The organism is Rahnella victoriana, from assembly GCF_004330295.1.
Lineage (GTDB): Bacteria > Pseudomonadota > Gammaproteobacteria > Enterobacterales > Enterobacteriaceae > Rahnella > Rahnella victoriana.
In genome coordinates this window covers 325,493-349,921 of the sequence record NZ_SJOJ01000001.1, presented here as the reverse complement: position 1 = coordinate 349,921, position 24,429 = coordinate 325,493, and the positions used below count along the sequence as shown (strand labels likewise).

The following is a 24,429-nucleotide window of genomic DNA, read 5'->3' as shown; positions in this document are numbered from 1 at the left end:
TCGTGAAAGTTTAAAACACTGTGCAGCTACAGTTGTGTGACAACGAATTATGAAGATAGTTACTTGTGTCTGAGCGCGCAGGGAACGAACAGCGCACACCCGCCAGACCAGGAAATTACAGGAGCATTCTCTGATGTTGGACATGTTATTACAGTGGTATCGCCGTCGCTTTACCGATCCTCAGGCCATCGCGCTGCTGGCGATCCTGGTCGCCGGTTTCTGCATTCTCTATTTTCTCAATGGCATTCTGGCGCCGCTGCTGGTGGCGATTGTGCTCGCGTATTTGCTGGAATGGCCGACCGTGCGCCTGCAACACCTCGGGCTTTCGCGCACGCTGTCCGTCAGCGTGGTGCTGATTATCTTTGCCGGTATTTTACTGCTCGGCATGTTTGTCATCGCGCCGGTGACCTGGCAGCAGGGCGTGAACCTGATGACCGATTTACCGAGCATGCTCAACCGTTTTTATGATTTCGCCGCCACGCTGCCGAAGCGTTATCCGGCGCTGGTGGACGCGGGAATCATCGACATGATGGCGGAAAACATGCGCAGCAAACTCTCCGGACTGGGCGAGTCGGTGGTGAAATATTCACTGGCGTCGCTGGTGGGGTTACTGACGCTGGCGATTTACCTGATTCTGGTGCCAATGATGGTGTTCTTTCTGCTCAAAGATAAGGAGCAGATGCTCAATGCCGTACGCCGCATTTTACCGCGCGACCGCGGGCTGGCCGGGCAGGTGTGGGTGGAGATGAACCAGCAAATCACCAATTATATTCGCGGCAAAGTGCTGGAGATGATCATCGTCGGCGTGGCGACCTATCTGGTGTTTGTGGTGATGGATTTGCATTATTCGTTGCTGCTGGCGGTGCTGGTCGGTGTCTCGGTCCTGATCCCTTATATCGGCGCGATGCTGGTGACCATTCCGGTGGTGATTGTGGCGATGTTCCAGTGGGGACTTGGCGCGGATTTCTGGACGCTGATTGTCGCGTATCTGGTGGTTCAGGGGCTGGACGGCAATGTGATCGTGCCGCTGCTGTTCTCCGAAGCGGTGAACCTGCATCCGCTGGTGATTATCTTATCCGTGGTGGTGTTTGGCGGGTTGTGGGGATTCTGGGGCGTGTTCTTTGCGATACCGCTGGCGACGCTGGTCAAAGCCGTGGTTCACGTCTGGCCGGATGAATCGCTGAACGAAACCGTCTGATTTTTCGCTTACCGCATCCAATAAAAAAAGCGCGTCTGCGCTTTTTTTGTCTCTGCCATCGGGCTGTGCAGGCTTATTGATTGTTCAGATAGGCCATCACGATGTCATGGTGATTCGTGGTTTTGAAGTCGTCGAAGACTTTTTCCACTTTCCCCGTGCCGTCGAGCAGGAAGCTGATGCGGTGGATGCCGTCGTAGGTTTTCCCCATAAAGGATTTTTCACCCCAGACGCCAAACTGTTCGCAAACCTGATGATCTTCATCGGACAGCAAGGTGAAGTTCAGCAGTTCTTTCTCAGCAAAACGCGACAGTTTTTCCGGTTTATCGGTGCTGATCCCCAGCACTTCTACACCGGCACTTTTCAACTGATCCATGTTATCGCGCAGACCGCAGGCTTGCACGGTGCAACCTGGAGTCATGGCTTTAGGATAGAAATAGACCAGGACTTTCTGTCCCTGGAAGTCGGCCAGATTAATTTGTTCACCGTCTTGGTCGGGTAAACTAAATTGCGGCGCAGGATCACCGGCTTTCAGTGGGCTCATTGTCTTTCTCCGTATCTCTTAGCGATTACTGCAGTTTATCTTCATTCTCAGAATAACTGACGACGTTAATACTGCCTTGCGCATTCAGTTCTGTACATAGCTGATGAAACGCCTGCTCAATAATTGCCGGGTCGGTATTGGCCGCGCTGTGCGCCGTGATTTGAATCGATAACTGCGCGGGCGTGGTCGCATCAGCCGGACGGGTTTTGGACGCCAGTTCGGCAATGTTCATCTGATGAGTATCGAACAAATCAGTGAAACGTTCGATCAGATGAGGGGAATCTTTCACTTCCACTTTCACCCACACCGTGGCAGGCATCGGCGGACGCTCATGGGCGCTGGTGCGTTTCATCACGATCAATAATTCCAGTTCCGCGCCTTTTTGCGGCAGGGTGGATTCGATCAGCGTAATGGCGTTCCAGCTGCCGGACAGCAGCATGATAAACGTAAACTCATCCCCGAGCATGGCCAGACGGCTGTCTTCAATATTACAGCCGCAGCTGCTGACCTGACGGGTAATGGTGTTCACGATACCGGGACGATCGGCACCTAAGGCGGTGATAACCAGATAATGTTGTTGTGGCTGCGGCAAAATGGGTCTTCCTGTCGTGCTTGGGAGTATTCCCAAGGTAAACATAAAAAAAACCGCCGGACAAGCGGTTACCGCTCGTTGATTGCTTGCTTTTGCAGTGGTGTCAAAAGTACCATGAGTGACCTGTTTGTGGAGGGGAAGGTCAATGTTTACGGGAAGTATTGTTGCACTGGTTACGCCGATGGACACCAAAGGTGCTGTCGATCGTGCGAGTCTGAAAAAACTGATTGATTATCATGTGTCCAGTGGTACTGCGGCGATCGTTTCCGTGGGCACGACCGGTGAGTCGGCAACGTTAAGCCATGAAGAGCACGGTGACGTGGTCTTACAGACGCTGGAACTGGCCGATGGGCGCATTCCTGTTATCGCAGGCACCGGGGCCAATGCCACCGCTGAAGCGATTTCTCTTACGCAACGTTTTGAAAAAAGTGGCGTTGTGGGCTGCCTGACAGTCACCCCATACTACAACCGTCCGACTCAGGAAGGGCTGTATCAGCATTTCAAAGCCATCGCTGAAAACACCTCTCTGCCGCAAATTCTCTATAACGTGCCATCACGTACCGGCTGCGACATGTTGCCGCCGACCATCGCGCGTTTAGCAAAATTGAAGAATATTGTTGCTGTTAAAGAAGCAACAGGGAACTTAAGTCGTGTAAGTCAGATCCAAGTGCTGGTTGATGATGAAGATTTCATTTTGCTGAGCGGCGATGACGCCAGCGGACTGGACTTTATGCAGCTCGGTGGCAAAGGCGTTATCTCTGTGACCGCCAACGTCGCTGCCCGTGAAATGGCACAACTGTGTGAACTGGCTGCCCTTGGCAACTTTGCCGAAGCGCGTCGCCTGAATCAGCGCCTGATGCCGTTGCATCAGAATTTGTTTGTAGAAGCAAACCCAATCCCGGTGAAATGGGCCTGTAAGGCACTGGGTTTGATGGCAACCGATACGATGCGTCTGCCTATGACGCCGTTAACAGATGCTGCCCGTCCGGTCGTGGAAGAAGCATTAAAAAGCGCCGGTTTGCTGTAACTCTTAGGAAGATTTGATGGCCTCTTTATTTGACAAGAATAGTTTCCAGATGACCCGATTGCAGAAAACAGCCGTAGCGAAAGTGGTCGGGGTTTCCCTGATCATGCTGCTGGCCGCCTGTTCAAGCGATCAACGTTACAAACGCCAGGTAAGCGGCGATGAGTCCTATCTGGACGCAGCAGCTCTGCATGAGCTGAAAGCACCGGCAGGGATGATTTTGCCTGTGCAGAACGGTACCTATGATATTCAGGCTGGCGCAATGCAGGGCGCGGTCGGCAAACAGCTCGATATTCGTCCGCCGTCCCAGCCGCTGGCGTTGCTGAGCGGTTCCCAGACTCAGTTCGCGGGCGACAGTGGCACCGTGCTGCTGGAAAACACCGCGCAGAACCGTGATCTGTGGAACAACGTTGTCAAAGCCGTTGAGCAAAATAACTTCAAAATTGCCAGCCGTGATGACGCTAACCAGACGCTGACCACCGATTTCATCGACTGGAATCGTGCGGATGAAGACTTCCAGTATCAGGGCCGTTATCAGGTCAGCGTGAAACAGCAGAGCTACCAGTTAGCCCTGACCGTGAAAACGCTTGAACTGAAACAGCAGGACAAACCGGTGACGTCTTCTGCTGAAATCCAGCGTTACAACAGCCAGATGATGAACTCCATCACGGCCAGCCTGGATAAAGTGCAGCAGGATACGCAGGCTCGCCTCGACAACCGTCGTGTGGGTGAAATTGACGTGCAGAGCGGTGCTGATGATACCGGTCTGCCGGTGCTGATTGTCCGTGCTAACTACGGCGTTGTGTGGGATCGCCTGCCAAATGCCCTGACCAAAGCGGGTATGAAAGTGACCGACAGCAGCCGTCCGCAAGGCACATTGTCCGTCAGCTATAAACCGCTGAACGACGATGCGTGGCAGACACTGGGTGCGAAAGATCCGGGCCTCAGCTCCGGTGATTACAAACTTCAGGTTGGCGACCTCGACAACCGCAGTAGCTTGCAGTTCCTTGATCCGAAAGGACATGCTCTCAGCCAGTCGCAGAACGACGCGATGGTGGCGGTCATGCAGGCCGCGTTTAGCCAGAGTAGTGCAAAATAATACCAAGGGGCTACGGCCCCTTTTTACATCTGTTTTTTCCACTGGAGTAAGTAAAGATGCAAAAGTTAGCTGAGTTGTATCGCGGCAAGGCGAAAACCGTCTACACCACCGAAAACCCGGACCTGCTGGTACTGGAGTTCCGTAACGATACGTCAGCACTGGATGGTCAGCGTATTGAGCAGTTCGACCGTAAAGGCATGGTTAACAACAAATTTAACCATTTCATCATGGCTAAGCTGGAAGAAGCCGGTATTCCAACCCAAATGGAACGCCTGTTGTCTGACACCGAAGTGCTGGTGAAAAAACTGGATATGGTCCCGGTTGAATGCGTGATCCGTAACCGTGCTGCTGGTTCGCTGGTAAAACGTCTGGGCATTGAAGAAGGTCTGGAACTGAACCCGCCGTTGTTCGATTTGTTCCTGAAAAACGACGCCATGCACGACCCGATGGTCAACGAATCTTATTGCAAGACCTTTGGCTGGGTGAACGAAGAAAACCTCGCGCGCATGAAAGAGCTGAGCTACAAAGCCAACGACGTGCTGAGCAAACTGTTTGACGATGCGGGCCTGATCCTGGTCGATTTCAAACTGGAATTCGGTCTGTTCAACGGCGAAGTGGTGCTGGGTGATGAGTTCTCACCAGACGGCAGCCGCCTGTGGGATAAAGAAACCCTGAACAAGATGGACAAAGACCGTTATCGCCAGAGTCTGGGTGGCCTGATCGAAGCGTATGAAGAAGTCGCTCACCGTATCGGTGTGAAACTGGACTAAGCCCGGTTTCTTTTTTTTAGCCAGACTGCGCAATCGTTTACGCGGTGCGCACTTAACGGGTGATGGCCTCCGTCACCCGTTCTCTTCCCTGCATTTAATTTTGCTGTTTTCACACTGATTCCTTTCATTTAATCCCTTCGTCACTAAAATTACGTCCTTTCGCGGATGGTATTAACCGTGTGCGCTGGCTAGTCTTAAAAAAACAGTCTGGAGGTGGAGTATGCGTTGGCAAGGGCGTCGTGAAAGCGACAATGTAGAAGACAGACGCGGACAGGGATCTAACGGCGGCGGTTCAGGCGGCGGAGGAATGCGCCTGCCTATCCGTGGCAAAAGCGGCATCGTGATCATCATCGTGGTACTGGTGGCCGGATATTACGGCATCGACCTGACGCCGCTCATCGACGGCGGCCAGTCCGGCGGCATGCAGCAGCAAACGCAGTCGCAATCCATCAGCCCGAAAGATGACGAGCAGGCAAAATTTACCTCAGTGATCCTCGCCTCGACCGAAGACACCTGGAAAGAGATTTTCCAGAAGCAGGGCATGACTTACCGCGAGCCGAAACTGGTGATGTACCGTGGCGCGACCCGCACCGGATGCGGCACCGGTCAGTCGGTGATGGGGCCGTTCTATTGCCCGGCGGACAGCACGGTGTATATCGATCTCTCTTTTTATCAGGAATTGCAGGATAAGCTCGGCGCGGGCGGTGATTTCGCCCAGGGGTATGTGGTGGCGCACGAAGTGGGCCACCATGTGCAGAATCTGCTGGGCACCGAGCGTAAGGTCCGCCAGCTGCAACAGGGCGCATCGCAGGCCGCGGTGAATCAGCTGTCAGTCAAAATGGAATTACAGGCTGACTGTTACGCCGGGGTCTGGGGACACGCAATGCAGCAGCAAAATGTTCTGGAAGAGGGGGATCTGAAAGAAGCGCTGGATGCCGCACAGGCCATCGGTGATGACAGGCTGCAACAGCAAAGTCAGGGCCGCGTCGTGCCGGACAGCTTTACCCACGGCACGTCGCAGCAGCGTTACACCTGGTTCAAACGCGGATTTGATACCGGCAATCCTGACCAGTGCAACACCTTCGCCAGCCGCTGATTAAGTGGCAATAAGCTCTGGTCTGCTGCGAAAAACTGTTCAATAATCAATGACCGATCCAGAGAGGCTCCCTGAGCCTCTCTTTTATCTTTCATGTTGAACCGCTGGGAACGCCATGGCTTTTCTCGATCCAACCCTTTTGATCTTACTTGTCTTCGCCGGACTGGGCATTATCAGCCATAACAGCGCCGTCACCCTCGCCATGTTTTTCCTTCTCACGGTACGCATCACCCCGCTGAACAGCTTTTTCCCGTGGATAGAAAAATACGGCCTGACCATCGGCATTATTATTCTGACCATTGGCGTGATGGCACCGATTGCCAGCGGCAAAATCAGCGCCAGTACCGTCGTCCACTCCTTCTTCCACTGGAAATCGATAGCCGCCATTCTGGTCGGCGTACTGGTGTCGTGGCTGGGCGGACGCGGCCTGACGCTGATGGGCACGCAGCCGCATCTGGTGGCGGGGTTGCTGGTGGGCACCGTGCTCGGCGTGGCGCTGTTTAAAGGTGTGCCGGTCGGGCCGCTGATTGCTGCCGGTCTGTTATCGATGATTGTCGGGAAAACCTGATATGTCAGCGACGTCGCGACAGCAACAGATGCAGCGTCAGGGCGTCCGGCGTTTGCTGGTGTTCAGTGGCGATGCGCAGTGGTGTGAACAACAGGCCGTGCTGTTTTCTGCCCGGCACCCCGGCGACTGGCGCTGGCTGAGCGATTCACCCCCCGCTGATGTCACTTCCTGCGCGCCCTCTGCGGCGCACACCCTGCTCGGACAGGATATTTTTCACGGTGTGTTTGATGCCCGTCACGGCCTGAACGTGGAGGCGCTGGCGGCTTTGTCAGGCACGCTGACAGCCGGAAGCTGGCTGATCCTGCTGGTGCCGTCATGGCTGGTCTGGGCAGATCAGCCCGACGCCGACAGCCTGCGCTGGAGCGAACAGCCACAGGCAATCCCGACGCCGCGTTTTATCCGCCGTTTACAGTCATTGCTGGAACACCACCACAGCGTCACGATCTGCCGTCAGGGGGGATCGTGCGACATCGCGCCCCTGCCTGATGCGCCGGACTGGCAGCCGCCCGACGGCCAGCCGACGCCGGGACAATCGCAGATTTTGCATCAGCTGATGCAGGCGCAATCCGGCGTGTGGGTACTGACCGCGCCGCGTGGCCGTGGCAAATCGACGCTGGCGGGCATGCTGATCCGCCAGTGGCCGGGCACCTGTTGGGTGACGGCCCCGGCTAAGGCGTCGGCCAGCCAGATACTTAATCAGCCCGCAGACTCTGCCCGTTTTATCGCGCCCGATGCGTTGCTGTCGCTGTGCCGCGAAGGGGCGGTGACCGGCGCTGACTGGCTGATTATCGATGAGGCGGCCGCGATCCCCGCCCCGATGCTGACAGAGATGATTGCCGCTTTTCCACGGGTATTGCTGACCACCACGGTGGAAGGTTACGAAGGCACCGGGCGCGGATTCTTACTGAAATTTTGTGCGTCTTTGCCGCAGTGGCATGACCTGCGTCTGGACGCACCGGTCCGCTGGTCATCTTCCGATACGCTTGAGCCGCTGATCAGCGAATTATTGCTGTTTGACGAGCACCTGCCCGATGCGCAGAAAACAGTCGGGATCCCGGAAATAGTCCCGATCAACGCGGACGACTGGCTGAGCGAACCGGCGCTGTTGCGGGATTTCTACGGGCTGCTGACCAGCGCGCATTACCGCACGTCACCGCTGGATCTGCGCCGTCTGCTGGATGCGCCGGGCATGACGTTTAGCGCATCACGACAGGATGGCACACTGACCGGCGCGTTGTGGCTGGTGGATGAAGGCGGGCTGAGTCCGGCACTGGCGCAGGACGTCTGGGCGGGCAGGCGACGTCCGCGTGGCAATCTGGTGGCGCAGTCTCTGGCTGCCCATGCGGGTTTCCCGGAGGCGGCCGTGATGCATTCGCGGCGTGTCAGCCGGATTGCGGTGCATCCGGCGTTTCGCCGTCAGGGCATTGCCCGGCAGTTGTTAGCAGAGCAAAAACAGCGTGCGCAGCAGGCAGGGCTGGATTTCCTGTCAGTCAGTTTTGGCTATACGCCGGATCTGGCTGCATTGTGGCAACAGGCCGGATTCCGGCTGGTGCGCATCAGCATGCAGAAAGAAGCGAGCAGCGGATGTTATGCCGCGATGGCAATATTACCGCTGAGTGCGGCGGGGCGGGCGTTGGCAGAGAGTGCAGAATCTCAGCTCAACCGTGACTGGCGCTGGCTGGCGCCGCAGGTGGCGTTAACCCTGCCGCTGGATCCCGGCGGGGAAACGCAGCCTGATGCGGCGGACTGGCGTGAACTGAGCGGTTTTGCCTTTGCACATCGTCCGCTGGAAAGCAGCCTGCCTGCGCTGAACCGCGTATTGCTGCACAGCGCATTGCCGCTGACCGCGTTGCGCGCGTCTCTGCAACAGGGGCAAAGCGTGGCCGATATCGTGCAACGTTTGCGGCTTTCCGGGCGTAAGGCGCTGGTGTCGCGCTGGCGTGAGGAAGCGCAGCAGGCGCTGAACGAGGCGGGCATTGCCGGATAACGCCGCGGTTTCATTGCAAAAAATGGAAAGACTCGTTCAATAAAACCCGATTTCACTGACCGGCAGGCGGCGTATAGTGAACCCATACATCGACAACGGGAGAGAGCCATGAGCTCAGAACAGATTATCGTCCAGCAGCCGGAAGAAAGGGCTAACCAGCTGATTTTATTGTTTCATGGCGTGGGTGATAACCCGATTTCCATGGGGGAAATCGGTAAGTTTTTCGCTGTTTCCTTTCCGCAGGCGCAGGTGATCAGCGTCGGCAGTCCGGATATCTGTGATTTTGGCCGGGGTTTCCAGTGGTTTTCTGTACAGGGTGTGACTGAACAAAATCGCCAGCCGCGTGTGGATGCCGCGATGCCTGCGTTTGTGCAGATTGTCCGTGACTGGCAGCAGAAAACCGGGGTTACGCCGGAGCACACCACCTTAGTTGGCTTCTCGCAGGGCACCATCATGGCGCTGGAATCGACGAAAGTGGAAGAGCATCTGGCGTCGCGCATTATCGCGTTCAGCGGCCGTTTTTCCTCCCTGCCTGAAAAACCGATCGCCGCCGGTACGGTTGTGCATTTCATTCATGGCGAGCAGGATCCGGTGATCAATCCGTTCCAGTCCAAAAGCGCGGCAGAACGCCTGAAGTCTCTGGGCTGTGACTGTACTCTGGATTTGCAGGCCGGTATGGCCCACGGACTGGATTCGCATATGATCAACACCGCCATTGCTCATTTACAGAATTATGAGCCGAAATCACATCTGCGCTGATTTTGTCGAGATTTTTAAAAAGGAACGCCCCCGGCTGCATCACAACCGGGGGCGTTTTTTTATGTCTGCCGGATGGCGGTTACGCGCGGTTTTTCCGCATGAAATCATCCATAAAGTTCGTCAGCTTTTCAGCCGCTGGCAGCGACAGGGCGTTGTAGATTGACGCACGGATACCGCCAATTGCGCGGTGACCCGCCAGCCCTGAGAAACCGGCTTCATGGCTTTCCGCCAGGAATTTCTTCTCCAGCGTTTCATCAGGCAGTTTAAAGGCGACGTTCATTTGTGAACGGTCCGCTTTGCTGCTCCAGCCATTGTAGAAACCGTCGCTGTTATCCAGCATGGCGTACAACAGTTCGGCTTTATGGCGGTTAGTCTGTTCCATATTGTCCAGACCGCCGACATCGTTAAGTAACCAGCGGGTCACCAGCAGCACCACGTAAATCGCAAACACCGGCGGCGTGTTGAGGTTGGAATGCGATTCCACCTGACGGCGGTAGTTGAGGAATGACGGCAGTTCATCGGAAGAGGCTTTCACCACGGTATCGTGCACCAGCACGATGGTGACGCCCGCCGGGCCGATGTTTTTCTGCGCGTGGGCGTAGATCACCGAAAACTTATTGGCATCGCAGGGTTTGGACAGGAAATCAGAGGACATATCGCAGACGCGCGGAACATCGTCACGGCCCAGTACACGCTGGAACTGTAAGCCTTCCACCGTTTCATTCGAGACGTAATGCAGATACGGCGCGTCCGGCGAAAACGCCAGTTCGTCGTCCGTGGGCAGACGGTTAAATCCGCATGACTCGCCGCTCCACAACACTTTTACCGGCCCTTCGCGACGCGCTTCGGTGACCACTTTACTGCTCCAGTAACCGGTATCGAGATATTCTGCGGCATGTTTCTGACCGCGCAGCAAGGTCATCGGCACCATCGAGAACTGCTGCGTCGCGCCGCCCTGCAGGAACAGGATATGGAAATCTTTCGACAACCCGAGCAGGGTGCGGATGTTGTTTTCAGTTTCTTCCACAATGGAAGCAAACCAGTCCGAACGGTGGCTGATGCCGAGGATCGACAGGCCCACTTCCGGGACTTCTTTGATCGCCGCTTCAACCTGTGCGAGAACGACTTCCGGCAATGCGCCGGGGCCACCGGAGAAGTTCAGGGCGTTACGTGAAATCATGTTTATGCTTGTCCTTTTAACGCATCAGCTGATGTGTCGGTGTGCGCAAAGGCACGGGATAACAACAGATCGCGACATGCTGTTTTAACTTTATTCATATGGATTTGTTTGTGCGGGAACATCACTTCCAGATCCATCGCGTGGATGACCATTGCCGGATCAATTTCAAAGACCAGCAATTCGCCGTCCGGGGTTTCGCTGCAATCGATGCCGAGATAATCGAGCTGCGTGGTGTCGTAAATCGCCTGTAATGCCTGCTGATGACGGCGGGCGAATGCGGCGAAGTGATTCAGGAATGCGGCTTCTTCCTCACGCTTTTTCGGGTCTTCGTACATGAACGCGTTAACGTAATGCACCATCCAGTGAGAGGAAATCGCCATATGGCAGGCGTAAGGCACGCCGTCGATCAGCGAAATACGGTACTTGCGGAACTGGCCGTCTTCATTGCTGTAATCGATAAACTGCGACAGAAAATAATCGTCCACCTGTACACGGGTCAGGTAGTCCGCCAGTTCTTCCCGGCGGGTGATTTTTTCCAGACCGTGACCGCCGTGCGAACCCGCAGGGCGCAGGATCACCGGATAATCGCTGTCCGCCAGCGCATCGCGCAGTGTGGTTTCGCCTGCCGCAACCGCAGTGAGCGCCGAAAACGTCACCGGATGCGCCTGTGCAATCACCAGACCCGGCTTGTTCTGCAACAGGCGGCTGGCGGTATGGCGTTCAGAATTCGGAATATGTTGCGGCGCGTTAATCACCGGCACCGGCCACTGGCGGGTGACATTTTCAAGCTGCTGTAACAGGAACAGATTGTCGTCAGTGGCACTGATCGCCACCATCAGCAAATCGTGTTCCGGGATCGGCGCTTCGAACGGCGCATCCGGCGTGATGTAGTAATAAATCAGCTCGACGTCGCTGTTTTCCAGCAGGCAATCCAGCGGCACATTGGCCGACAAGATCCCGGGCACCATCAGCATCAGCACGCGGACTTTGGCGGGCCTGAGCGCGGCGTTCAGGGTATAAACCTGCTGCATCGCCAGCGCCTGATGTTGGATCGTCAGCCCCAGTTCGGTGCGTTGCAGGCACAGCATGACGGTGGACAAATTCATCCACAGCACGGCGTCGTCAGGATTTTGCTGAGCGCGGGTCACCAGATCCTGCGCGATGGCCGTGCATTCGTCGCCCGCAATACTCATGCGTAAAAAAGGTGCCAGCCCCAGAAATTGCGACGTGTCGGGATCGCCAGACACGGCCTGATCAGGGTGGGGGATGTGTAGTGTTTGCAAAGGACTTGTTCTCTCCGTGCATCGGTTTCACGTTGCATGATAACGGGAGGAGAGAAAGTCAATCGGCGGAGAATGGCTACATTACCCGCCGACTAATATTGATTAACGCAGAGGAATTACCGCAGGGACATTACTTTTTCTTTGGCCAGTCATCCTCGTCATCCCACTGCGCATTGTTGTCGCGATGTGGCGGGATTTCGGGTTTATCTTTCAGGTATTTCTTCACATCTACGCGGTTCAGCTCTTTGATTCCGCTGATGAACATGCCGACCAGAATGATCAGAACGATCCACCAGTAATCTTTAATCCACTCCATGGTGCGCTCCTTAAAGGGGTAAGAGGGCGATAAATCTCGGGAACAGGACCGGCATCTGACGGGCTAACCAGTCAGCGGCGGCCACGTCTTTCCCGGCCCAGGCGCTGATTAATACCTGCGGAGTGAGCAATCTCTCGCACTCCGCCGCCAGCGGACGAAAACTCAGGTGCCACGGCTCGACAGCCACGCCGCCACGGTCTTTGGCATACGGCCGGTAAAAACCAAATTCCGCCATGTGGGCTGTCATCCATTGGTTAAGCGGATAAAAATATCCGCCTTCTTCATATTCCCACGGCTCCAGTTGCAGGGACTGACCCGCCGGTAAGCGCGAAGGATCGTACACATCCAGATCGCTGCCCCAGTGGTGACGGCTTGCGCCCGGCAACGCCGACCAGCGCAAGATCAGTTCACAACGTTCCGGTGTGGTCAGTGAGCTGATCTCCACCGGCTGACTGTTCTTATCTAATACTGGTCGCTCGCCGCGAAATTTGCCATTCCAGATAGCCAGTTGCCGATCGAAATCACGAAAGGTGCTGGCGGGTTGCAAATCAAATCCGGCCTGACGCGCGGCCTGACGCATTTTTTCGAATGCCAGCGCCGCGTCTTGCTGCAAGCGGTGCGGGCCGTCGCCCAGAGTCACCAGATGCGCGGCAGAGCGCCCGGTCAGCATTTCGGGGCTGATCATGCGACCAGCTGTTCCATAATGCGCTGATACATGCGGCTGAGCACCTGCAAATCGGCAGCATGGACGCATTCATTGATTTTGTGGATGGTGGCGTTGACCGGCCCCAGTTCGACCACCTGCGCCCCCATCAGTGCGATAAAACGCCCGTCGGAAGTGCCGCCGGTGGTTTGCAGCTCCGGCGTGATTTCACTGTAGTGACGCACGGCATTGACCACGGCATCCACCAGCGCACCGCGTGATGTCAGGAACGGCTGACCGGACACCACCCAGTTCAGGGTGTATTGCAGGTTATGGCGATCCAGCAATTCCGCCACGCGCTGTTTGATGATGTCATCGGTCAGTTCGGTGCTGAAACGGAAATTGAACTGCACATAGAGTTCGCCGGGAATGACGTTATTGCTGCCGGTACCGGCGTTGATGTTGGCGATTTGCATGCTGGTCGGCGGGAAAAATTCGTTGCCATTATCCCAGACGGTCGCCACCAGTTCGTTCAGCGCAGGCATGGCGCGGTGTACCGGATTATCTGCCAGATGCGGATAAGCGACGTGGCCCTGAACGCCATGAACGTGGAGATTAGCGGTCATGGAACCGCGGCGGCCGTTTTTGACGATATCACCGACGCGGGTGGTGCTTGAAGGCTCGCCGACCAGACAGTAATCGAGGCGCTCGTGACGTGCCATCAGCGCGTTAACCACTTTGACGGTGCCGTTGACGGCGCTGGCTTCTTCATCCGAAGTGATAAGAAACGCCAGACGCCCCTGATGATTCGGGTTCGCGGCGACAAAACGTTCCGCTGCCACCACCATCGCCGCCAGTGAACCCTTCATATCTGCCGCGCCACGACCGTACAACATGCCGTCGCGCAGGGTCGGTTCAAACGGGCCGGTGACCCACAGTTTGTGATCGCCGGTTGGCACGACGTCGGTGTGTCCGGCGAAAGCCAGCGTCTGGCCTTCGCCACGGGTTGCCCAGAAATTCAGCGTATCGCCAAAATGCATCGGCTCAACGTGAAAACCAATGGCTTCGAGGCGGGCAATCATAATGTCCTGACAGCCTGCATCGTCCGGGCTGAGGGAAGGGCGGCGGATTAACTGTTGGGCTAAATCGAGAACCGGACAACTCATGTTATTTCACCTGTGCAAGGAATTGCTGATAGCTTTCGGGTTTGAATCCCAGCAGAGACTGGCCGTCCGGAGCCAGTAAAAACGGGCGTTTGATGACTGCGGGCTGTTCAAGCATCACGGCTTTGGCGCTGGCTTCGTTATCGCAGGCTGCGCGCGTGGCGTCATCAAGTTTGCGCCACGTTGTGCCACGGGTGCTGAGCATCGCTTCCCAGCCTTGTTTGTTCAACAGGGTCTGCAACAACGTGTCATCCAGCCCTTCGACCCGGTAATCATGAAACTGGTAGTCAACCGCATTTTCTTCCAGCCAGCGGCGGGCTTTTTTAACGGTATCGCAATTTTTTATGCCGTAGAGAATAAAAGAACCTGGAGCGGAAGTCGTTGCCATAGAAAAACGTAACCTGTCAGTAAAATAAGAACTTTTCCCCCGTCTGTTAACGGGCGTAAGGATAAGACACATAATGAGGCAAAACGCCGGCGGGATCCAGACGGGGCGGGATTGTGATCGTGCTTAAAAAATAATAACGGCGTTTTTACACGGTCAAAAATTAAACGTATAATGCCCGTGTCCAATCAAGGGGAGTAAAATGTTAGAGCAAGAGTTAGGCAACTGGAAAGACTTTATCGACCGTATGTTGAAAGCGTAATTGCCCCACATCGTTACCGACAAAGCAATGAAACGATTTATTCTCACTGTCAGCACGTCATTATAAAAAGCGTTTGTTCAGGAAGACCATTACGTCCTATTTAGCGACGATTCTCACAGCCAGTAAATCAATAATAAAAAAGGCGTTAATTCACATTAACGCCTTTTTTGTTGGCCGTTATTTGTGGCCGTCTGGCACGGTTTCCACGATATCGGCAATCACCGGATGAGGCGTTTTACCCGGGAAGCGACGGCGGATCAGCACAAAGAACAGCGGCACGAAGAAGATCGCCAGCACGGTGGCCGAAATCATTCCGCCGATCACCCCGGTCCCTACCGCGTGCTGGCTGCCCGAACCGGCACCCATACTGGTCGCCATGGGCAGTACGCCAAACACGAAGGCCAGTGAAGTCATCAGGATCGGTCGCAGACGCATTCGGGAGGCTTCGAGCGTGGCTTCCAGCAACTCTTTTCCGCGTACATTCAGATCATTGGCAAACTCGACAATCAGAATGGCGTTCTTCGCCGACAGACCGATGATGGTCAGCATCCCGACCTGGAAATACACATCGTTTTCCAGCCCGCGCATCCAGGTGGCAATCACCGCGCCGAGCACGCCGAGCGGCACCACCAGCATCACGGAGAACGGAATGGACCAGCTCTCATACAATGCGGCCAGACACAGGAAGACCACTAACAGCGAAATGGCATACAGCGCCGGTGCCTGTGAGCCAGACAGCCTTTCCTGATACGACAGACCGGTCCATTCCAGACCAATCCCCACCGGCAATTTAGCCACCAGTTTTTCCATATCATCCATCGCTGTCCCGCTGCTGATGCCGGTCGCCGGTTCACCGACAATTTCCAGCGCGGAATAGCCGTTGTAACGTTCCAGACGTGGCGAGCCGGTCAGCCAGTAAGAGGTGGCAAACGCCGAGAAGGGCACCATGGTGCCGGCGGAATTGCGCACATACCAGCGGTTGATATCGTCCGGCAACATGCGGTATTGCGCGCCGGCCTGCACGTAGACTTTCTTCACGCGGCCACGGTCAACGAAGTCGTTGACGTAGGTTGAGCCCCACGCGGTGCTCAGCGTGCTGTTGATATCGGCGATGGCGACGCCCAGCGCCTGCGCTTTCACCTGATCGATATCAATCTGCAACTGCGGGCTGTCATCGAGACCGTTGTGACGGACGCGGGTCAGGTTGCTGTCTTTCGACGTCATGTCCAGTAACTGATCGCGTGCGGCCATCAGCGCGTCATGCCCCAGTCCGGCGTGATCCTGCAATTCCATATCAAAGCCGGTGGCGCTGCCGAGGCCGTTGATGGCGGGCGGGCTGCTGGCGATAACACGGGCTTCGGTGATCTTATTAAAGGCTTTGGTCGCCCGTTCGATCAGCGCGAAGGAGGAGTCGTCAGCGCCGGTGCGTTCATCCCACGGGGTCAGACGCACAAACATTCGGGCGACGTTCTGGCCGTTGCCGCCGGGACCGGCACCGATGGTGGAGAACACCGACAGCACATCTTTTTTATCGTCGGTCAGGAAATACTTCTCGACCTTTTCCACCACTTTTTGCGTCTGTTGCAACGTTGAGCCTGGCGGAAGCTGTACCTGAACGGTAAACACACCCCGGTCTTCCAGCGGCAGGAATGAGGTCGGCAACTTGATAAACATGACCGCCAGCGCCGCGACCAGCGCGGCATAGCCCAGCATGTAACGCAGGCTGTTACGCAGCACCCGCGCCACACCGTTTTCATAGCGACGGGCGTTGCGGTCAAACATGCGGTTGAACCAGCCGAAGAAGCCACGTTTGCCGTGATGATGTCCCTGCGCGATGGGTTGGAGAATGGTTGAGCACAGCGCCGGGGTCAGTGTCAGGGCGACAAAGACCGACAGCACCATCGCGGAGACAATGGTGATGGAGAACTGGCGGTAAATCGCGCCGGTGGTGCCGCCAAAGAACGCCATCGGCACGAACACCGCCGACAGCACCATGGTGATACCGACCAGCGCACTCTGGATTTGCCCCATCGATTTTCGCGTGGCCTCTCTGGGGCTGAGACCTTCTTCGCTCATCACGCGCTCGACGTTTTCCACCACCACAATGGCGTCGTCCACCAGCAGGCCGATCGCCAGCACCATCGCGAACATCGTCAGGGTGTTGATGCTGTAGCCGAACTGATGCAGCACGGCGAAGGTGCCCAGCAACACCACCGGCACGGCAATCGTCGGGATCAGCGTCGCGCGGAAATTTTGCAGGAACAGATACATCACCAGGAACACCAGCACGATGGCTTCAAACAACGTTTTCACCACATCGGTGATCGCCGCTTTCACGAAAGGCGTTGTTTCGTACGCCACTTCGGCTTTCAGCCCGTGCGGGAAATAATGCGAGAGTTCTTCAAGACGGGCGCGCACCAGTTTATCGGTTTGCAGTTCGTTGGCTCCGGACGCCAGTTTGACGCCCATCCCTGACGCGGCCTGTCCGTTATAGCGGCTGAGCAGACTGTAGTTTTCTGCGCCAAGGCCAATGGTGGAGACATCGCCGAGTTTGACCTGCGAACCGTCCTGATTCACTTTCAGTGTGATCTGACGGAACTGTTCCGGCGTCTGTAACTGCGACTGCGCATTAATGGTGGCATTCAGCGCCTGAAAATCCACCGACGGCGCACCGCCGAGCTGGCCGACCGCCACCTGACTGTTCTGCGCTTTAATCGCCGTGACCACATCGGCGGTGGTCAGCTGGTAATTATTCAGCTTGTCCGGGTCGAGCCAGATACGCATGGCGTATTGTGAACCGTAAGCATCGATGCTGCCGACGCCCGGCACGCGGCTCAGCGGATCCTGAATATTGGAGGCCACATAGTCGGCGATATCCTGCTTATCCATGCTGCCGTCGGTGGAAACAAACGCCACCATCATCAGGTTGGTATCCCCGGTTTTCGACACCGTCACGCCCTGAGTCTGCACATCCTGCGGCAGACGTTTCAGTGCCTGTTGCAGCTGGTTCTGCACCTGTTGCAACGCTTCATTCGGATCGGTTCCGGCGGTAAAACTGAGGGTGATTTGTGATTTACCGTCGTTACTGCTTTGCGAGGACATGTACATCAGGTTATCGAGGCCGGTCATGTTCTGCTCGATAATCTGCGTGACGGTATTTTCTAATGTTTGTGCTGATGCGCCGGGATAGGTGGCGGAGATCCTGACATTCGGCGGCGCCAGATCGGGATATTGCTCAACCGGCAAAAAGTAAATCGCGAGTGCGCCGGACAACGAAATGATGATCGCTAAAACCCAGGCAAAGATTGGGCGATCGATAAAAAAGTTAGCCATGCTTCAGGAACCTCGTTGTCACTCAGGCGGGAGTGACTAACATCAGCAAATAAACAGAACGTCAGAATCTGACAAAAAAATCCCCTGAGACGGTGTCTTCTCAGAGGCGGTACTGTCCCGGCGGGACTGAGCAAGTGTTAGAGTAGTATTCTACGTCAATGCACTTTACCTGTTCATCTTGCATAAAACGTGGAGAAATAAAGGAGATAATGTAAAAAAGCCTCCCCGCACACAGGGTTATCTCTCAGACGGGTTCGCTGAAACCGTCTACGCTTTCACTGCCTGCTTTTTTATGACACGCAGTCGTCTATCCCACACTGGAGCCGTTCAGATGAGTTTGATGTTAAATTCGGTATTCGCCCGCCGTCTCTATCTTTGCTGGCTGCTGGATAATGAGCCAAAACCGAACGTACCGAAACTGATGGAAATCACCGGCTGGCCGCGTCGTACCTTGCAGGATGTGCTGAAAGCGCTGCCGGGAATGGGCGTCGAACTGGAATTTATCCAGCAGGGCGTGCGTAACAATGACGGTTACTATCAGCTCTCAAGCTGGGGGCCGCTGGATGCAAAATGGATTGAGCGTCACCGCGAACAGCTTCTGCGTGCGATTGAGCACGGCTGAATCTGGCGGACGCGGTGTAATGCCGCTATGATGTCTGGCTTCTCTCACCACTTCTGAGCGGAGGCACGCTTTATGTCATCTGATGGCAAGTCATCCAGAATCGAAAACGTTCAAAACCAGTTACTCTCTGATAACTGGTATGTTCTTCGCAAATACACCTACGATTTAATCAAACGTAATGGCGAACGTCAGCCGCAATCCCGCGAAGTGTATGACCGGGGAAACGGCGCGACCATCCTGCTCTATAACCGCCCTAAAAAAACCGTGCTGCTGATCAAACAGTTCCGTATGCCGACCTACGTCAACGGCAACCCGACCGGTATGTTGCTGGAAACCTGCGCCGGTCTGCTGGATAACGATTCACCGGAAGACTGCATCCGTAAAGAAGCCATCGAAGAAACCGGTTTTGCGGTGGGCAAGGTCGATAAACTGTTTGAAGCTTATATGTCGCCGGGCAGCGTGACCGAAATCGTGCATTTTTTTGCGGCAGAATACGATGAGTCACAGCGTCAGAACGCCGGTGGCGGGGTGGAAGACGAAGATATCGACGTGCTGGAAGTGCCGTTTAGCGAGGCACTGGCGATGATCAAAGACGGTCGCATCAAAGATGGCAAAACCATCATGCTGCTGCAATACGCGCAGATTCAGGGCTGGCTGGCATAAAAGAGTCGCGAAACGTACCAAAGAAAAAGGCACCGGCGGTGCCTTTGTTGTCTCAGTGTTCCATGTTGATGGCGGTACTGCCTGCATGACCTTTCATGGCTGACCACGGCAGTACGGACCATTCCGGGCTTTCGCATGAGCGTAAGACACGGGCAAAGGTCGGATCGAAATACAGCCCTTTTTGCGTGAAATACCATGCCGGGAACTGCCACACCGACGGATCCGAATAGTCGCAATCATCATCGCTTTCTTCAGTCGGTTTCTTCATCTGCTGCGGATAGGCGGCGGTCAGTTGTTTGACCAGCCACGGCGCCCACGCCTTTTCGCGGTATTGTGCAAAGGTGTCGAAATCGACATCGTTTTTGCCGGTAAGCGCGTGATCTTCCGTGTTCAGATAATGGAACGGCGCGCCTTCGCCGACCCAGACCACGTCTTCCAGCGTCAGGGTGTCAGCGGTTTTCGCATTCAGATTGACGGGAGCTTCACCGAAATCAGGATGCGCACCGCCACAGTCATAAGTCGTAAATACGCTGATGCTGACCACGTCGGTACTCAGGTATTCCGGCGTGACGGTCTGCCGGTACTCGCCCTGACCAAAACGGCTCGCGCCGAGCATACAGGCATGCCAGCCACTGACTTCCTGCCACAGGCGGGCGCGCAGTTTCTGATTAATCGCCGGCAGGCTGGCTTCCGGATAACCGGAAATAATCTCAAAGAAACTGATTTTCGATTGCGGTTCAGTCCACCATTGCAACTGATAACTCATAAAGTTTTCGCTTTTTCCCGCTTTCAGTTCCAGTGCGGATAAACGCAAATACTCGTACGGATCGGTGTGGATCAGCGAACTGAGATAACCGTCGTCCGCCGCCGTCGCCGGGAGTTGCGCCGGTTTCAACGTCACAGGTAATGTTTTGCCCTGCGGGTTAGTCCAGCTGCCTTGCCAGCCGCCGTTTTCATCTTTCGTCAGTGAAAGTTCAGGGCGCGGCGTATCGTCAAAATCATCCAGCCCTTCCTGAAGTTTCAGATCCTGACCGTCAAGCGTACCGTTCAGCGGCAGATCCAGACGATATTTCTGGTAGAAATAACGGCCTGTGACCTCGTCAGGTTTGTTTAAATCCAGTTCGACCACAATGCTGGTTTTGCCCAGCGTACCGGTGTACACCAGCGGCGGCTCTTCAGCCAGCGCGGGCAGTGACAGCACCGCTATCAGCCATATCCATAACTTCATCCGCATCTCCCAGAGAAAAGAATCTTATCCTTTGCGCCATTATTGTTTGTTATAGGCTCAGCCAGTGTACTGAAAGTTTCCCTGCGTCACCATTCTGGGATTTGATATGTCATGAAAAATTATTGTCTGCGAAAAAACAAATCCGGCCGGGTATCTCTTTCTAATTTCGAATAAAAAATGCTGCATTGTTGGCAGTGTCGTGGCGACGGTTACGCTATTATCAGAAAGATAATGTCGAAAAGAGCTGAAAATCATGATGTGCAGATGGATAACCGCCCCTTTATGCCTGCTGGCCGGAATGCTGGCTTTTAACGCGCAGGCCGAGCCGTTACAGGCGATGTATAACGACTGGCAACTGAGCTGCGATAACCTGAATCACTGTACCGCCCGCAATTCACAGGACGGGCAGGAACTGGTGATGAAAATTACCCGTGAAGCCGGACCGGAGGGCAAAGCCTCGGTCAGCATTGATTTCCAGCGCAACAGTGAGGAACAGACGACGGAAGCGCCGGTGGCTAACCGCCTGCAGATGAACGGTAAAACGCTGAGCTTCAATCACCGCGAATGGGATGTCAGCAAAAAACACCTGTCCACCACTAACCGTCTGGTGGTGAATGATTTTATCGCCGCGATCCGCGAAGGCAGCAGCATCCAGCTGGCGGGTAAAACGGATCCGTCTCAGCCGGTCAGACCGGCGATTTCCCTGAAAGGCATCAAAGCCGCGCTGCTGGCGATTGATGCACAGCAGGGGCGCGTCGGCAGCAAAACGGCGTGGATAAGCCGCGGCTCAAAGCCTGCCAGCAGCGTTCCGCCGATCCCGGCGACACCGGTGCTTCCGCGTTTCAGCGAACCGCATGCATTATCTGACTCTGAGATTTCCGCCATTACTCAGAATGCCGCGACGACCATTGAAAATAACGATTGCAGTCTCGACCCTTCCGAACGCGAAGTGCATATTTTTGCCCTGAGCAATGACAAGGTGCTGATGACCGTCAACTGCGACATGGGCGCCTATAACCTCTATGCGTTAGGTTTTCTGGTCTCGCGTCAGACACCTTATAAAATGGACGATCTGGCGCTGACCATGCCGTTCAAACTGGGCGAAGACGACGGGGCGCCGGAACTGATTAACGCTGACTTTGACCCGAAAACCGGCATGCTCTCCACTTACGATAAAGGGCGCGGTGTCGGCGATTGTGGCGTCTCCTCGCGCTGGGTGTTTGATGGTAAACAGTTCCGGCTGGCGGCGTTTGCTTCAGAGCCAGCCTGTGACGGGTACAGCAGCGGCGGCGAATGGCCGGTGTTGTGGGTGACACAGCAGTAAGGCGCCCGCGCTGAGGATAAAAAAATGCCCTGTGAGCTTTCGCTTGCAGGGCATTTTCTTTTGCAGTGCATCGGCGCCGTAAAATTACGCGGACGCTTTCACCACGACTTTGTTGCTGGCGAACTCAACGTTCTGATCAGCAACGATTTTGCAGCGTTTACGGGTTTCAACTTTGCCGTTGACCTTGACCTGGCCTTCAGCAATCACCGCTTTCGCGGTACCGCCGCTGTCACACCAGCCCATAAATTTGAGCAGGTCGCACAGTTCTACGTGCGGGTGTTTTTCGAGAAAGAAAGTTTCCATGTGTTCCTGACTTATTGTGTAGTGCAAATTGTTTAAGGCTTACTGGCGCTGATGTCGTGATATTCCTCGCACGCCTGCAAGGTATTCTGAATCAGCGTCGCGACCGTCATCGGGCCAACGCCGCCCGGCACCGGTGTGATAAAGGAAGCGCGCTCAGCGGCGGCATCATATTCCACATCGCCGACAACTTTACCACTTTCCAGACGGTTAATACCGACATCAATGACAATCGCGCCCGGTTTAATCCATTCGCCGGGAATAAAGCCCGGTTTACCGACCGCCACCACCACCAGATCGGCGTTCTCAACATGGTGGCGCAGATTTTTGGTGAACCGGTGGGTGACGGTCGTCGTGCAACCGGCCAGCAGCAGTTCCATGCTCATCGGACGCCCAACAATATTGGACGCGCCGATCACCACCGCGTTCAGCCCGAAGGTATCAATGCCGTAACGCTCCAGCAGCGTCACAATGCCGCGCGGCGTACAAGGGCGCAGCGTCGGCGCACGCTGGCACAGACGGCCAACGTTATACGGGTGGAAGCCATCGACATCTTTGTCAGGGTGAATACGTTCCAGCACTTTGATGTTATCGATACCGGCAGGCAGCGGAAGCTGAACCAGAATGCCGTCGATTTCGCTGTCGTTATTGAGTTTTTCGATCAGATCCAGCAACTCACCTTCAGTGGTGGTGGCCGGTAAATCGTAAGAGCGCGAGATGAACCCGACTTCTTCGCATGAGCGGCGTTTGCTGGCGACATAAATCTGTGACGCCGGGTTTTCACCGACCAGCACCACGGCCAGCCCGGGCGCACGTTTTCCTTCTGCCAGTCGTTGTTGAACACGCGCCGCAACTTCGCTTCTGACTTGCTGCGCAATCGTTTTACCGTCAATAATCTTTGCTGCCATCAGGGATAAAATCCATCAATTAATAAATGCAGGGGGATGCGCCTATTTTGTCAGAAGCCGCGCACGCTGTCAGGCGTTGAATGCGAATAACTTATGACGGGCGGGTGAGAATTTAACCTGAGACAGTGGCGAAAAAAGTGTCTATTTTAGAGATGACTCTTTTTAAATCATAAGGAAAGCGATAAATGACACGCAAAGTGGGGATCATCGGTGCCGGCCATGTGGGCGCTGACGTTGCATTCTCGTTGGTCACGCAGGGCTTGTGTGACGTGATTGTCTTGCTGGATGAAAATGAACCGAAGGCGGCCAGTCAGGCGCTGGAACTGCGCGATATGGCCTCGCTGACAGCCTCCCGGGTGCAGGTGATTGCCAATGATTACCACGAACTGCATGACGCCGATGTGCTGGTGATCGCCGTCGGCCCGAAAACCTTACTGCGCGAAGACCGTCTCGAAGAACTCGCCGAGACCCGCGCCGCCGTGCGTGAGGTCATTCCCCGCGTGGTCGCCAGCGGCTTTGGCGGCGTGATTGTTAATATCACCAACCCGTGCGATGTCATTACCCAGATTATTCAGCAGACCAGCGGCTTCCCGGATACCCAGGTGTTCGGCACCGGCACGTCGCTGGACACCGCGCGCATGAAACGCGTGGTCGGCGAGTTTTTCGGTGTCGATCCGAAAAGCGTGACCGGCTATGTGATGGGCGAGCACGGCGAATCACAGTTTGTCGCCTGGAGCACCGTGACGCTCGGCGGCCGTCCGGTTGCGGAGCTGGCGGGCGATCGTGACGTCGACTGGGCAAAAATGGACGATGCCGTACGCGGCGGTGGCTGGGAGATTTTGCAGGGGAAGGGCTGGACCAGTTTTGGTATCGCGACGGCAACAGCGCGGCTGGTGGATGCGATTTTGTCCGATGCGCACAGCATTTATCCCGTGTCCGCTCTGGATGAAGAACTGAACGTCTATATCGGTCAGCCTGCCGTTATCGGCAAAAAAGGCATCGTACAGACGCTGCAACCGGAACTGACGGCTTACGAAGGTGTGGCTTATCATGCGTCTGCGCGGGTTATTGCTGCCGCGCTGAAATCCGAAAAATAGCCGATACTGATCACATAACGTTGCAAGGCAGCCCGGGAATATCTGCAAATTGTTCAGGCATTAAGCAGTGAGTTCGAAAGCCATTGAC

At 55.4% G+C, this 24,429-nt stretch carries 25 protein-coding genes; 13 read left to right on the top strand and 12 right to left on the bottom strand.

Annotated features, from left to right (window positions below):
• Positions 1-133 precede the first annotated feature (133 nt).
• Complete coding sequence (locus tag EYY67_RS01735; protein ID WP_095925030.1) at positions 134-1,198, top strand: AI-2E family transporter; 1,065 nt, start codon at positions 134-136, stop codon at positions 1,196-1,198.
• A gap of 73 nt (positions 1,199-1,271) precedes the next feature.
• On the opposite strand, the gene bcp is transcribed toward EYY67_RS01735, so the two are convergent.
• Both bcp and EYY67_RS01725 read right to left on the bottom strand, forming a co-directional pair.
• Positions 1,272-1,739 (bottom strand): thioredoxin-dependent thiol peroxidase, encoded by a 468-nt coding sequence (gene bcp, locus EYY67_RS01730; RefSeq protein WP_095925031.1) that lies wholly within the window; start codon positions 1,737-1,739, stop codon positions 1,272-1,274.
• Between the two features lie 25 nt (positions 1,740-1,764).
• Positions 1,765-2,331 (bottom strand): glycine cleavage system transcriptional repressor, encoded by a 567-nt coding sequence (locus EYY67_RS01725; RefSeq protein WP_095925032.1) that lies wholly within the window; start codon positions 2,329-2,331, stop codon positions 1,765-1,767.
• A 145-nt stretch (positions 2,332-2,476) separates the two neighbouring features.
• On the opposite strand from EYY67_RS01725, the gene dapA reads away from it, so the two are divergent.
• From dapA to ypfH, 7 genes are all read left to right on the top strand, one after another.
• Entirely contained in the window at positions 2,477-3,358 is an 882-nt protein-coding gene (gene dapA, locus EYY67_RS01720) for a 4-hydroxy-tetrahydrodipicolinate synthase (RefSeq protein ID WP_095925033.1), read from the top strand.
• A gap of 16 nt (positions 3,359-3,374) precedes the next feature.
• Positions 3,375-4,454 carry an outer membrane protein assembly factor BamC gene (gene bamC, locus EYY67_RS01715; protein WP_095925034.1) on the top strand — a complete coding sequence of 360 codons (1,080 nt, stop codon included), beginning with the start codon at positions 3,375-3,377 and terminating at the stop codon, positions 4,452-4,454.
• A gap of 56 nt (positions 4,455-4,510) precedes the next feature.
• On the top strand, positions 4,511-5,224 hold the full coding sequence (gene purC, locus EYY67_RS01710) for a phosphoribosylaminoimidazolesuccinocarboxamide synthase (protein ID WP_015698209.1): 714 nt from the start codon (positions 4,511-4,513) through the stop codon (positions 5,222-5,224).
• A gap of 220 nt (positions 5,225-5,444) precedes the next feature.
• Entirely contained in the window at positions 5,445-6,320 is an 876-nt protein-coding gene (gene ypfJ, locus EYY67_RS01705; protein WP_095925035.1) for a KPN_02809 family neutral zinc metallopeptidase, read from the top strand.
• A gap of 115 nt (positions 6,321-6,435) precedes the next feature.
• Positions 6,436-6,888, top strand: coding sequence for a DUF441 domain-containing protein (locus tag EYY67_RS01700; protein ID WP_095925036.1), 453 nt, complete (start codon positions 6,436-6,438; stop codon positions 6,886-6,888).
• A 1-nt stretch (position 6,889) separates the two neighbouring features.
• Positions 6,890-8,875, top strand: coding sequence for a tRNA(Met) cytidine acetyltransferase TmcA (locus EYY67_RS01695; protein ID WP_131692674.1), 1,986 nt, complete (start codon positions 6,890-6,892; stop codon positions 8,873-8,875).
• 108 nt (positions 8,876-8,983) lie between these two features.
• Positions 8,984-9,634 (top strand): esterase, encoded by a 651-nt coding sequence (gene ypfH, locus EYY67_RS01690; protein WP_095925038.1) that lies wholly within the window; start codon positions 8,984-8,986, stop codon positions 9,632-9,634.
• Between the two features lie 79 nt (positions 9,635-9,713).
• Here the strand turns inward: ypfH and EYY67_RS01685 are convergent, their stop codons facing one another.
• The 6 genes from EYY67_RS01685 to EYY67_RS01660 all read right to left on the bottom strand — a co-directional run bounded on the left by EYY67_RS01685 (position 9,714) and on the right by EYY67_RS01660 (position 14,607).
• On the bottom strand, positions 9,714-10,814 hold the full coding sequence (locus EYY67_RS01685) for a phosphoserine transaminase (RefSeq protein ID WP_131692673.1): 1,101 nt from the start codon (positions 10,812-10,814) through the stop codon (positions 9,714-9,716).
• Between the two features lie 2 nt (positions 10,815-10,816).
• Entirely contained in the window at positions 10,817-12,097 is a 1,281-nt protein-coding gene (locus EYY67_RS01680) for an ATP-grasp domain-containing protein (protein ID WP_131692672.1), read from the bottom strand.
• Between the two features lie 130 nt (positions 12,098-12,227).
• Positions 12,228-12,413 carry a YpfN family protein gene (locus EYY67_RS01675; RefSeq protein WP_095925041.1) on the bottom strand — a complete coding sequence of 62 codons (186 nt, stop codon included), beginning with the start codon at positions 12,411-12,413 and terminating at the stop codon, positions 12,228-12,230.
• Between the two features lie 10 nt (positions 12,414-12,423).
• Positions 12,424-13,098 (bottom strand): M15 family metallopeptidase, encoded by a 675-nt coding sequence (locus EYY67_RS01670; RefSeq protein ID WP_119826705.1) that lies wholly within the window; start codon positions 13,096-13,098, stop codon positions 12,424-12,426.
• Positions 13,095-14,222: a succinyl-diaminopimelate desuccinylase gene (dapE, locus tag EYY67_RS01665; protein WP_119826703.1), complete on the bottom strand. Its 1,128-nt coding sequence runs from the start codon at positions 14,220-14,222 to the stop codon at positions 13,095-13,097. Before dapE ends, EYY67_RS01670 begins: the two co-directional genes overlap by 4 nt.
• Before the next feature lies 1 nt (position 14,223).
• Complete coding sequence (locus EYY67_RS01660) at positions 14,224-14,607, bottom strand: ArsC family reductase (RefSeq protein WP_131692671.1); 384 nt, start codon at positions 14,605-14,607, stop codon at positions 14,224-14,226.
• 199 nt (positions 14,608-14,806) lie between these two features.
• Here EYY67_RS01660 and ypfM point away from each other — a divergent pair, with 199 nt between their 5' ends.
• A complete protein-coding gene (gene ypfM, locus EYY67_RS24910) occupies positions 14,807-14,866 on the top strand; it encodes a protein YpfM (RefSeq protein ID WP_152328030.1) in 60 nt (19 codons plus the stop codon).
• 177 nt (positions 14,867-15,043) lie between these two features.
• Here the strand turns inward: ypfM and acrD are convergent, their stop codons facing one another.
• Complete coding sequence (gene acrD / locus EYY67_RS01655) at positions 15,044-18,199, bottom strand: multidrug efflux RND transporter permease AcrD (protein ID WP_095925045.1); 3,156 nt, start codon at positions 18,197-18,199, stop codon at positions 15,044-15,046.
• A gap of 331 nt (positions 18,200-18,530) precedes the next feature.
• Here acrD and EYY67_RS01650 point away from each other — a divergent pair, with 331 nt between their 5' ends.
• Together EYY67_RS01650 and nudK are read left to right on the top strand one after the other, a co-directional pair.
• Positions 18,531-18,821, top strand: coding sequence for a winged helix-turn-helix domain-containing protein (locus EYY67_RS01650; RefSeq protein ID WP_095925046.1), 291 nt, complete (start codon positions 18,531-18,533; stop codon positions 18,819-18,821).
• Positions 18,822-18,893: 72 nt separating this feature from the next.
• Positions 18,894-19,484: a GDP-mannose pyrophosphatase NudK gene (gene nudK / locus EYY67_RS01645; RefSeq protein WP_095925047.1), complete on the top strand. Its 591-nt coding sequence runs from the start codon at positions 18,894-18,896 to the stop codon at positions 19,482-19,484.
• A 52-nt stretch (positions 19,485-19,536) separates the two neighbouring features.
• Here nudK and EYY67_RS01640 read toward each other — a convergent pair whose 3' ends face one another.
• A complete protein-coding gene (locus EYY67_RS01640) occupies positions 19,537-20,712 on the bottom strand; it encodes a hypothetical protein (protein WP_131692670.1) in 1,176 nt (391 codons plus the stop codon).
• Positions 20,713-20,965: 253 nt separating this feature from the next.
• Between EYY67_RS01640 and EYY67_RS01635 the strand changes: the two genes are divergently transcribed.
• Positions 20,966-22,036, top strand: a complete 1,071-nt coding sequence (locus EYY67_RS01635; RefSeq protein ID WP_233432902.1) for a DUF1176 domain-containing protein — start codon at positions 20,966-20,968, stop codon at positions 22,034-22,036.
• Between the two features lie 84 nt (positions 22,037-22,120).
• On the opposite strand, the gene ybcJ is transcribed toward EYY67_RS01635, so the two are convergent.
• Together ybcJ and folD are read right to left on the bottom strand one after the other, a co-directional pair.
• Positions 22,121-22,339, bottom strand: a complete 219-nt coding sequence (gene ybcJ / locus EYY67_RS01630; RefSeq protein WP_095925050.1) for a ribosome-associated protein YbcJ — start codon at positions 22,337-22,339, stop codon at positions 22,121-22,123.
• Positions 22,340-22,371: 32 nt separating this feature from the next.
• On the bottom strand, positions 22,372-23,244 hold the full coding sequence (gene folD, locus EYY67_RS01625; protein WP_095925051.1) for a bifunctional methylenetetrahydrofolate dehydrogenase/methenyltetrahydrofolate cyclohydrolase FolD: 873 nt from the start codon (positions 23,242-23,244) through the stop codon (positions 22,372-22,374).
• A gap of 185 nt (positions 23,245-23,429) precedes the next feature.
• Between folD and EYY67_RS01620 the strand changes: the two genes are divergently transcribed.
• Positions 23,430-24,341, top strand: coding sequence for an L-lactate dehydrogenase (locus tag EYY67_RS01620; protein WP_131692669.1), 912 nt, complete (start codon positions 23,430-23,432; stop codon positions 24,339-24,341).
• Positions 24,342-24,429 lie beyond the last annotated feature (88 nt).

Excerpts from the sequence above, each read along its gene's own strand:
- ybcJ (WP_095925050.1), bottom strand. The coding sequence starts at position 22,339 with ATGGAAACTTTCTTTCTCGAAAAACACCCGCACGTAGAACTGTGCGAC.
- EYY67_RS01700 (WP_095925036.1), top strand. The coding sequence starts at position 6,436 with ATGGCTTTTCTCGATCCAACCCTTTTGATCTTACTTGTCTTCGCCGGA.
- bcp (WP_095925031.1), bottom strand. The coding sequence starts at position 1,739 with ATGAGCCCACTGAAAGCCGGTGATCCTGCGCCGCAATTTAGTTTACCC.
- EYY67_RS01660 (WP_131692671.1), bottom strand. The coding sequence starts at position 14,607 with ATGGCAACGACTTCCGCTCCAGGTTCTTTTATTCTCTACGGCATAAAA.
- bamC (WP_095925034.1), top strand. The coding sequence starts at position 3,375 with ATGGCCTCTTTATTTGACAAGAATAGTTTCCAGATGACCCGATTGCAG.
- dapA (WP_095925033.1), top strand. The coding sequence starts at position 2,477 with ATGTTTACGGGAAGTATTGTTGCACTGGTTACGCCGATGGACACCAAA.
- EYY67_RS01695 (WP_131692674.1), top strand. The coding sequence starts at position 6,890 with ATGTCAGCGACGTCGCGACAGCAACAGATGCAGCGTCAGGGCGTCCGG.
- EYY67_RS01735 (WP_095925030.1), top strand. The coding sequence starts at position 134 with ATGTTGGACATGTTATTACAGTGGTATCGCCGTCGCTTTACCGATCCT.
- folD (WP_095925051.1), bottom strand. The coding sequence starts at position 23,244 with ATGGCAGCAAAGATTATTGACGGTAAAACGATTGCGCAGCAAGTCAGA.
- nudK (WP_095925047.1), top strand. The coding sequence starts at position 18,894 with ATGTCATCTGATGGCAAGTCATCCAGAATCGAAAACGTTCAAAACCAG.
- purC (WP_015698209.1), top strand. The coding sequence starts at position 4,511 with ATGCAAAAGTTAGCTGAGTTGTATCGCGGCAAGGCGAAAACCGTCTAC.
- EYY67_RS01685 (WP_131692673.1), bottom strand. The coding sequence starts at position 10,814 with ATGATTTCACGTAACGCCCTGAACTTCTCCGGTGGCCCCGGCGCATTG.
- dapE (WP_119826703.1), bottom strand. The coding sequence starts at position 14,222 with ATGAGTTGTCCGGTTCTCGATTTAGCCCAACAGTTAATCCGCCGCCCT.
- EYY67_RS01640 (WP_131692670.1), bottom strand. The coding sequence starts at position 20,712 with ATGAAGTTATGGATATGGCTGATAGCGGTGCTGTCACTGCCCGCGCTG.
- EYY67_RS01650 (WP_095925046.1), top strand. The coding sequence starts at position 18,531 with ATGAGTTTGATGTTAAATTCGGTATTCGCCCGCCGTCTCTATCTTTGC.
- EYY67_RS01675 (WP_095925041.1), bottom strand. The coding sequence starts at position 12,413 with ATGGAGTGGATTAAAGATTACTGGTGGATCGTTCTGATCATTCTGGTC.
- EYY67_RS01620 (WP_131692669.1), top strand. The coding sequence starts at position 23,430 with ATGACACGCAAAGTGGGGATCATCGGTGCCGGCCATGTGGGCGCTGAC.
- EYY67_RS01635 (WP_233432902.1), top strand. The coding sequence starts at position 20,966 with ATGATGTGCAGATGGATAACCGCCCCTTTATGCCTGCTGGCCGGAATG.
- ypfH (WP_095925038.1), top strand. The coding sequence starts at position 8,984 with ATGAGCTCAGAACAGATTATCGTCCAGCAGCCGGAAGAAAGGGCTAAC.
- acrD (WP_095925045.1), bottom strand. The coding sequence starts at position 18,199 with ATGGCTAACTTTTTTATCGATCGCCCAATCTTTGCCTGGGTTTTAGCG.
- ypfJ (WP_095925035.1), top strand. The coding sequence starts at position 5,445 with ATGCGTTGGCAAGGGCGTCGTGAAAGCGACAATGTAGAAGACAGACGC.
- EYY67_RS01670 (WP_119826705.1), bottom strand. The coding sequence starts at position 13,098 with ATGATCAGCCCCGAAATGCTGACCGGGCGCTCTGCCGCGCATCTGGTG.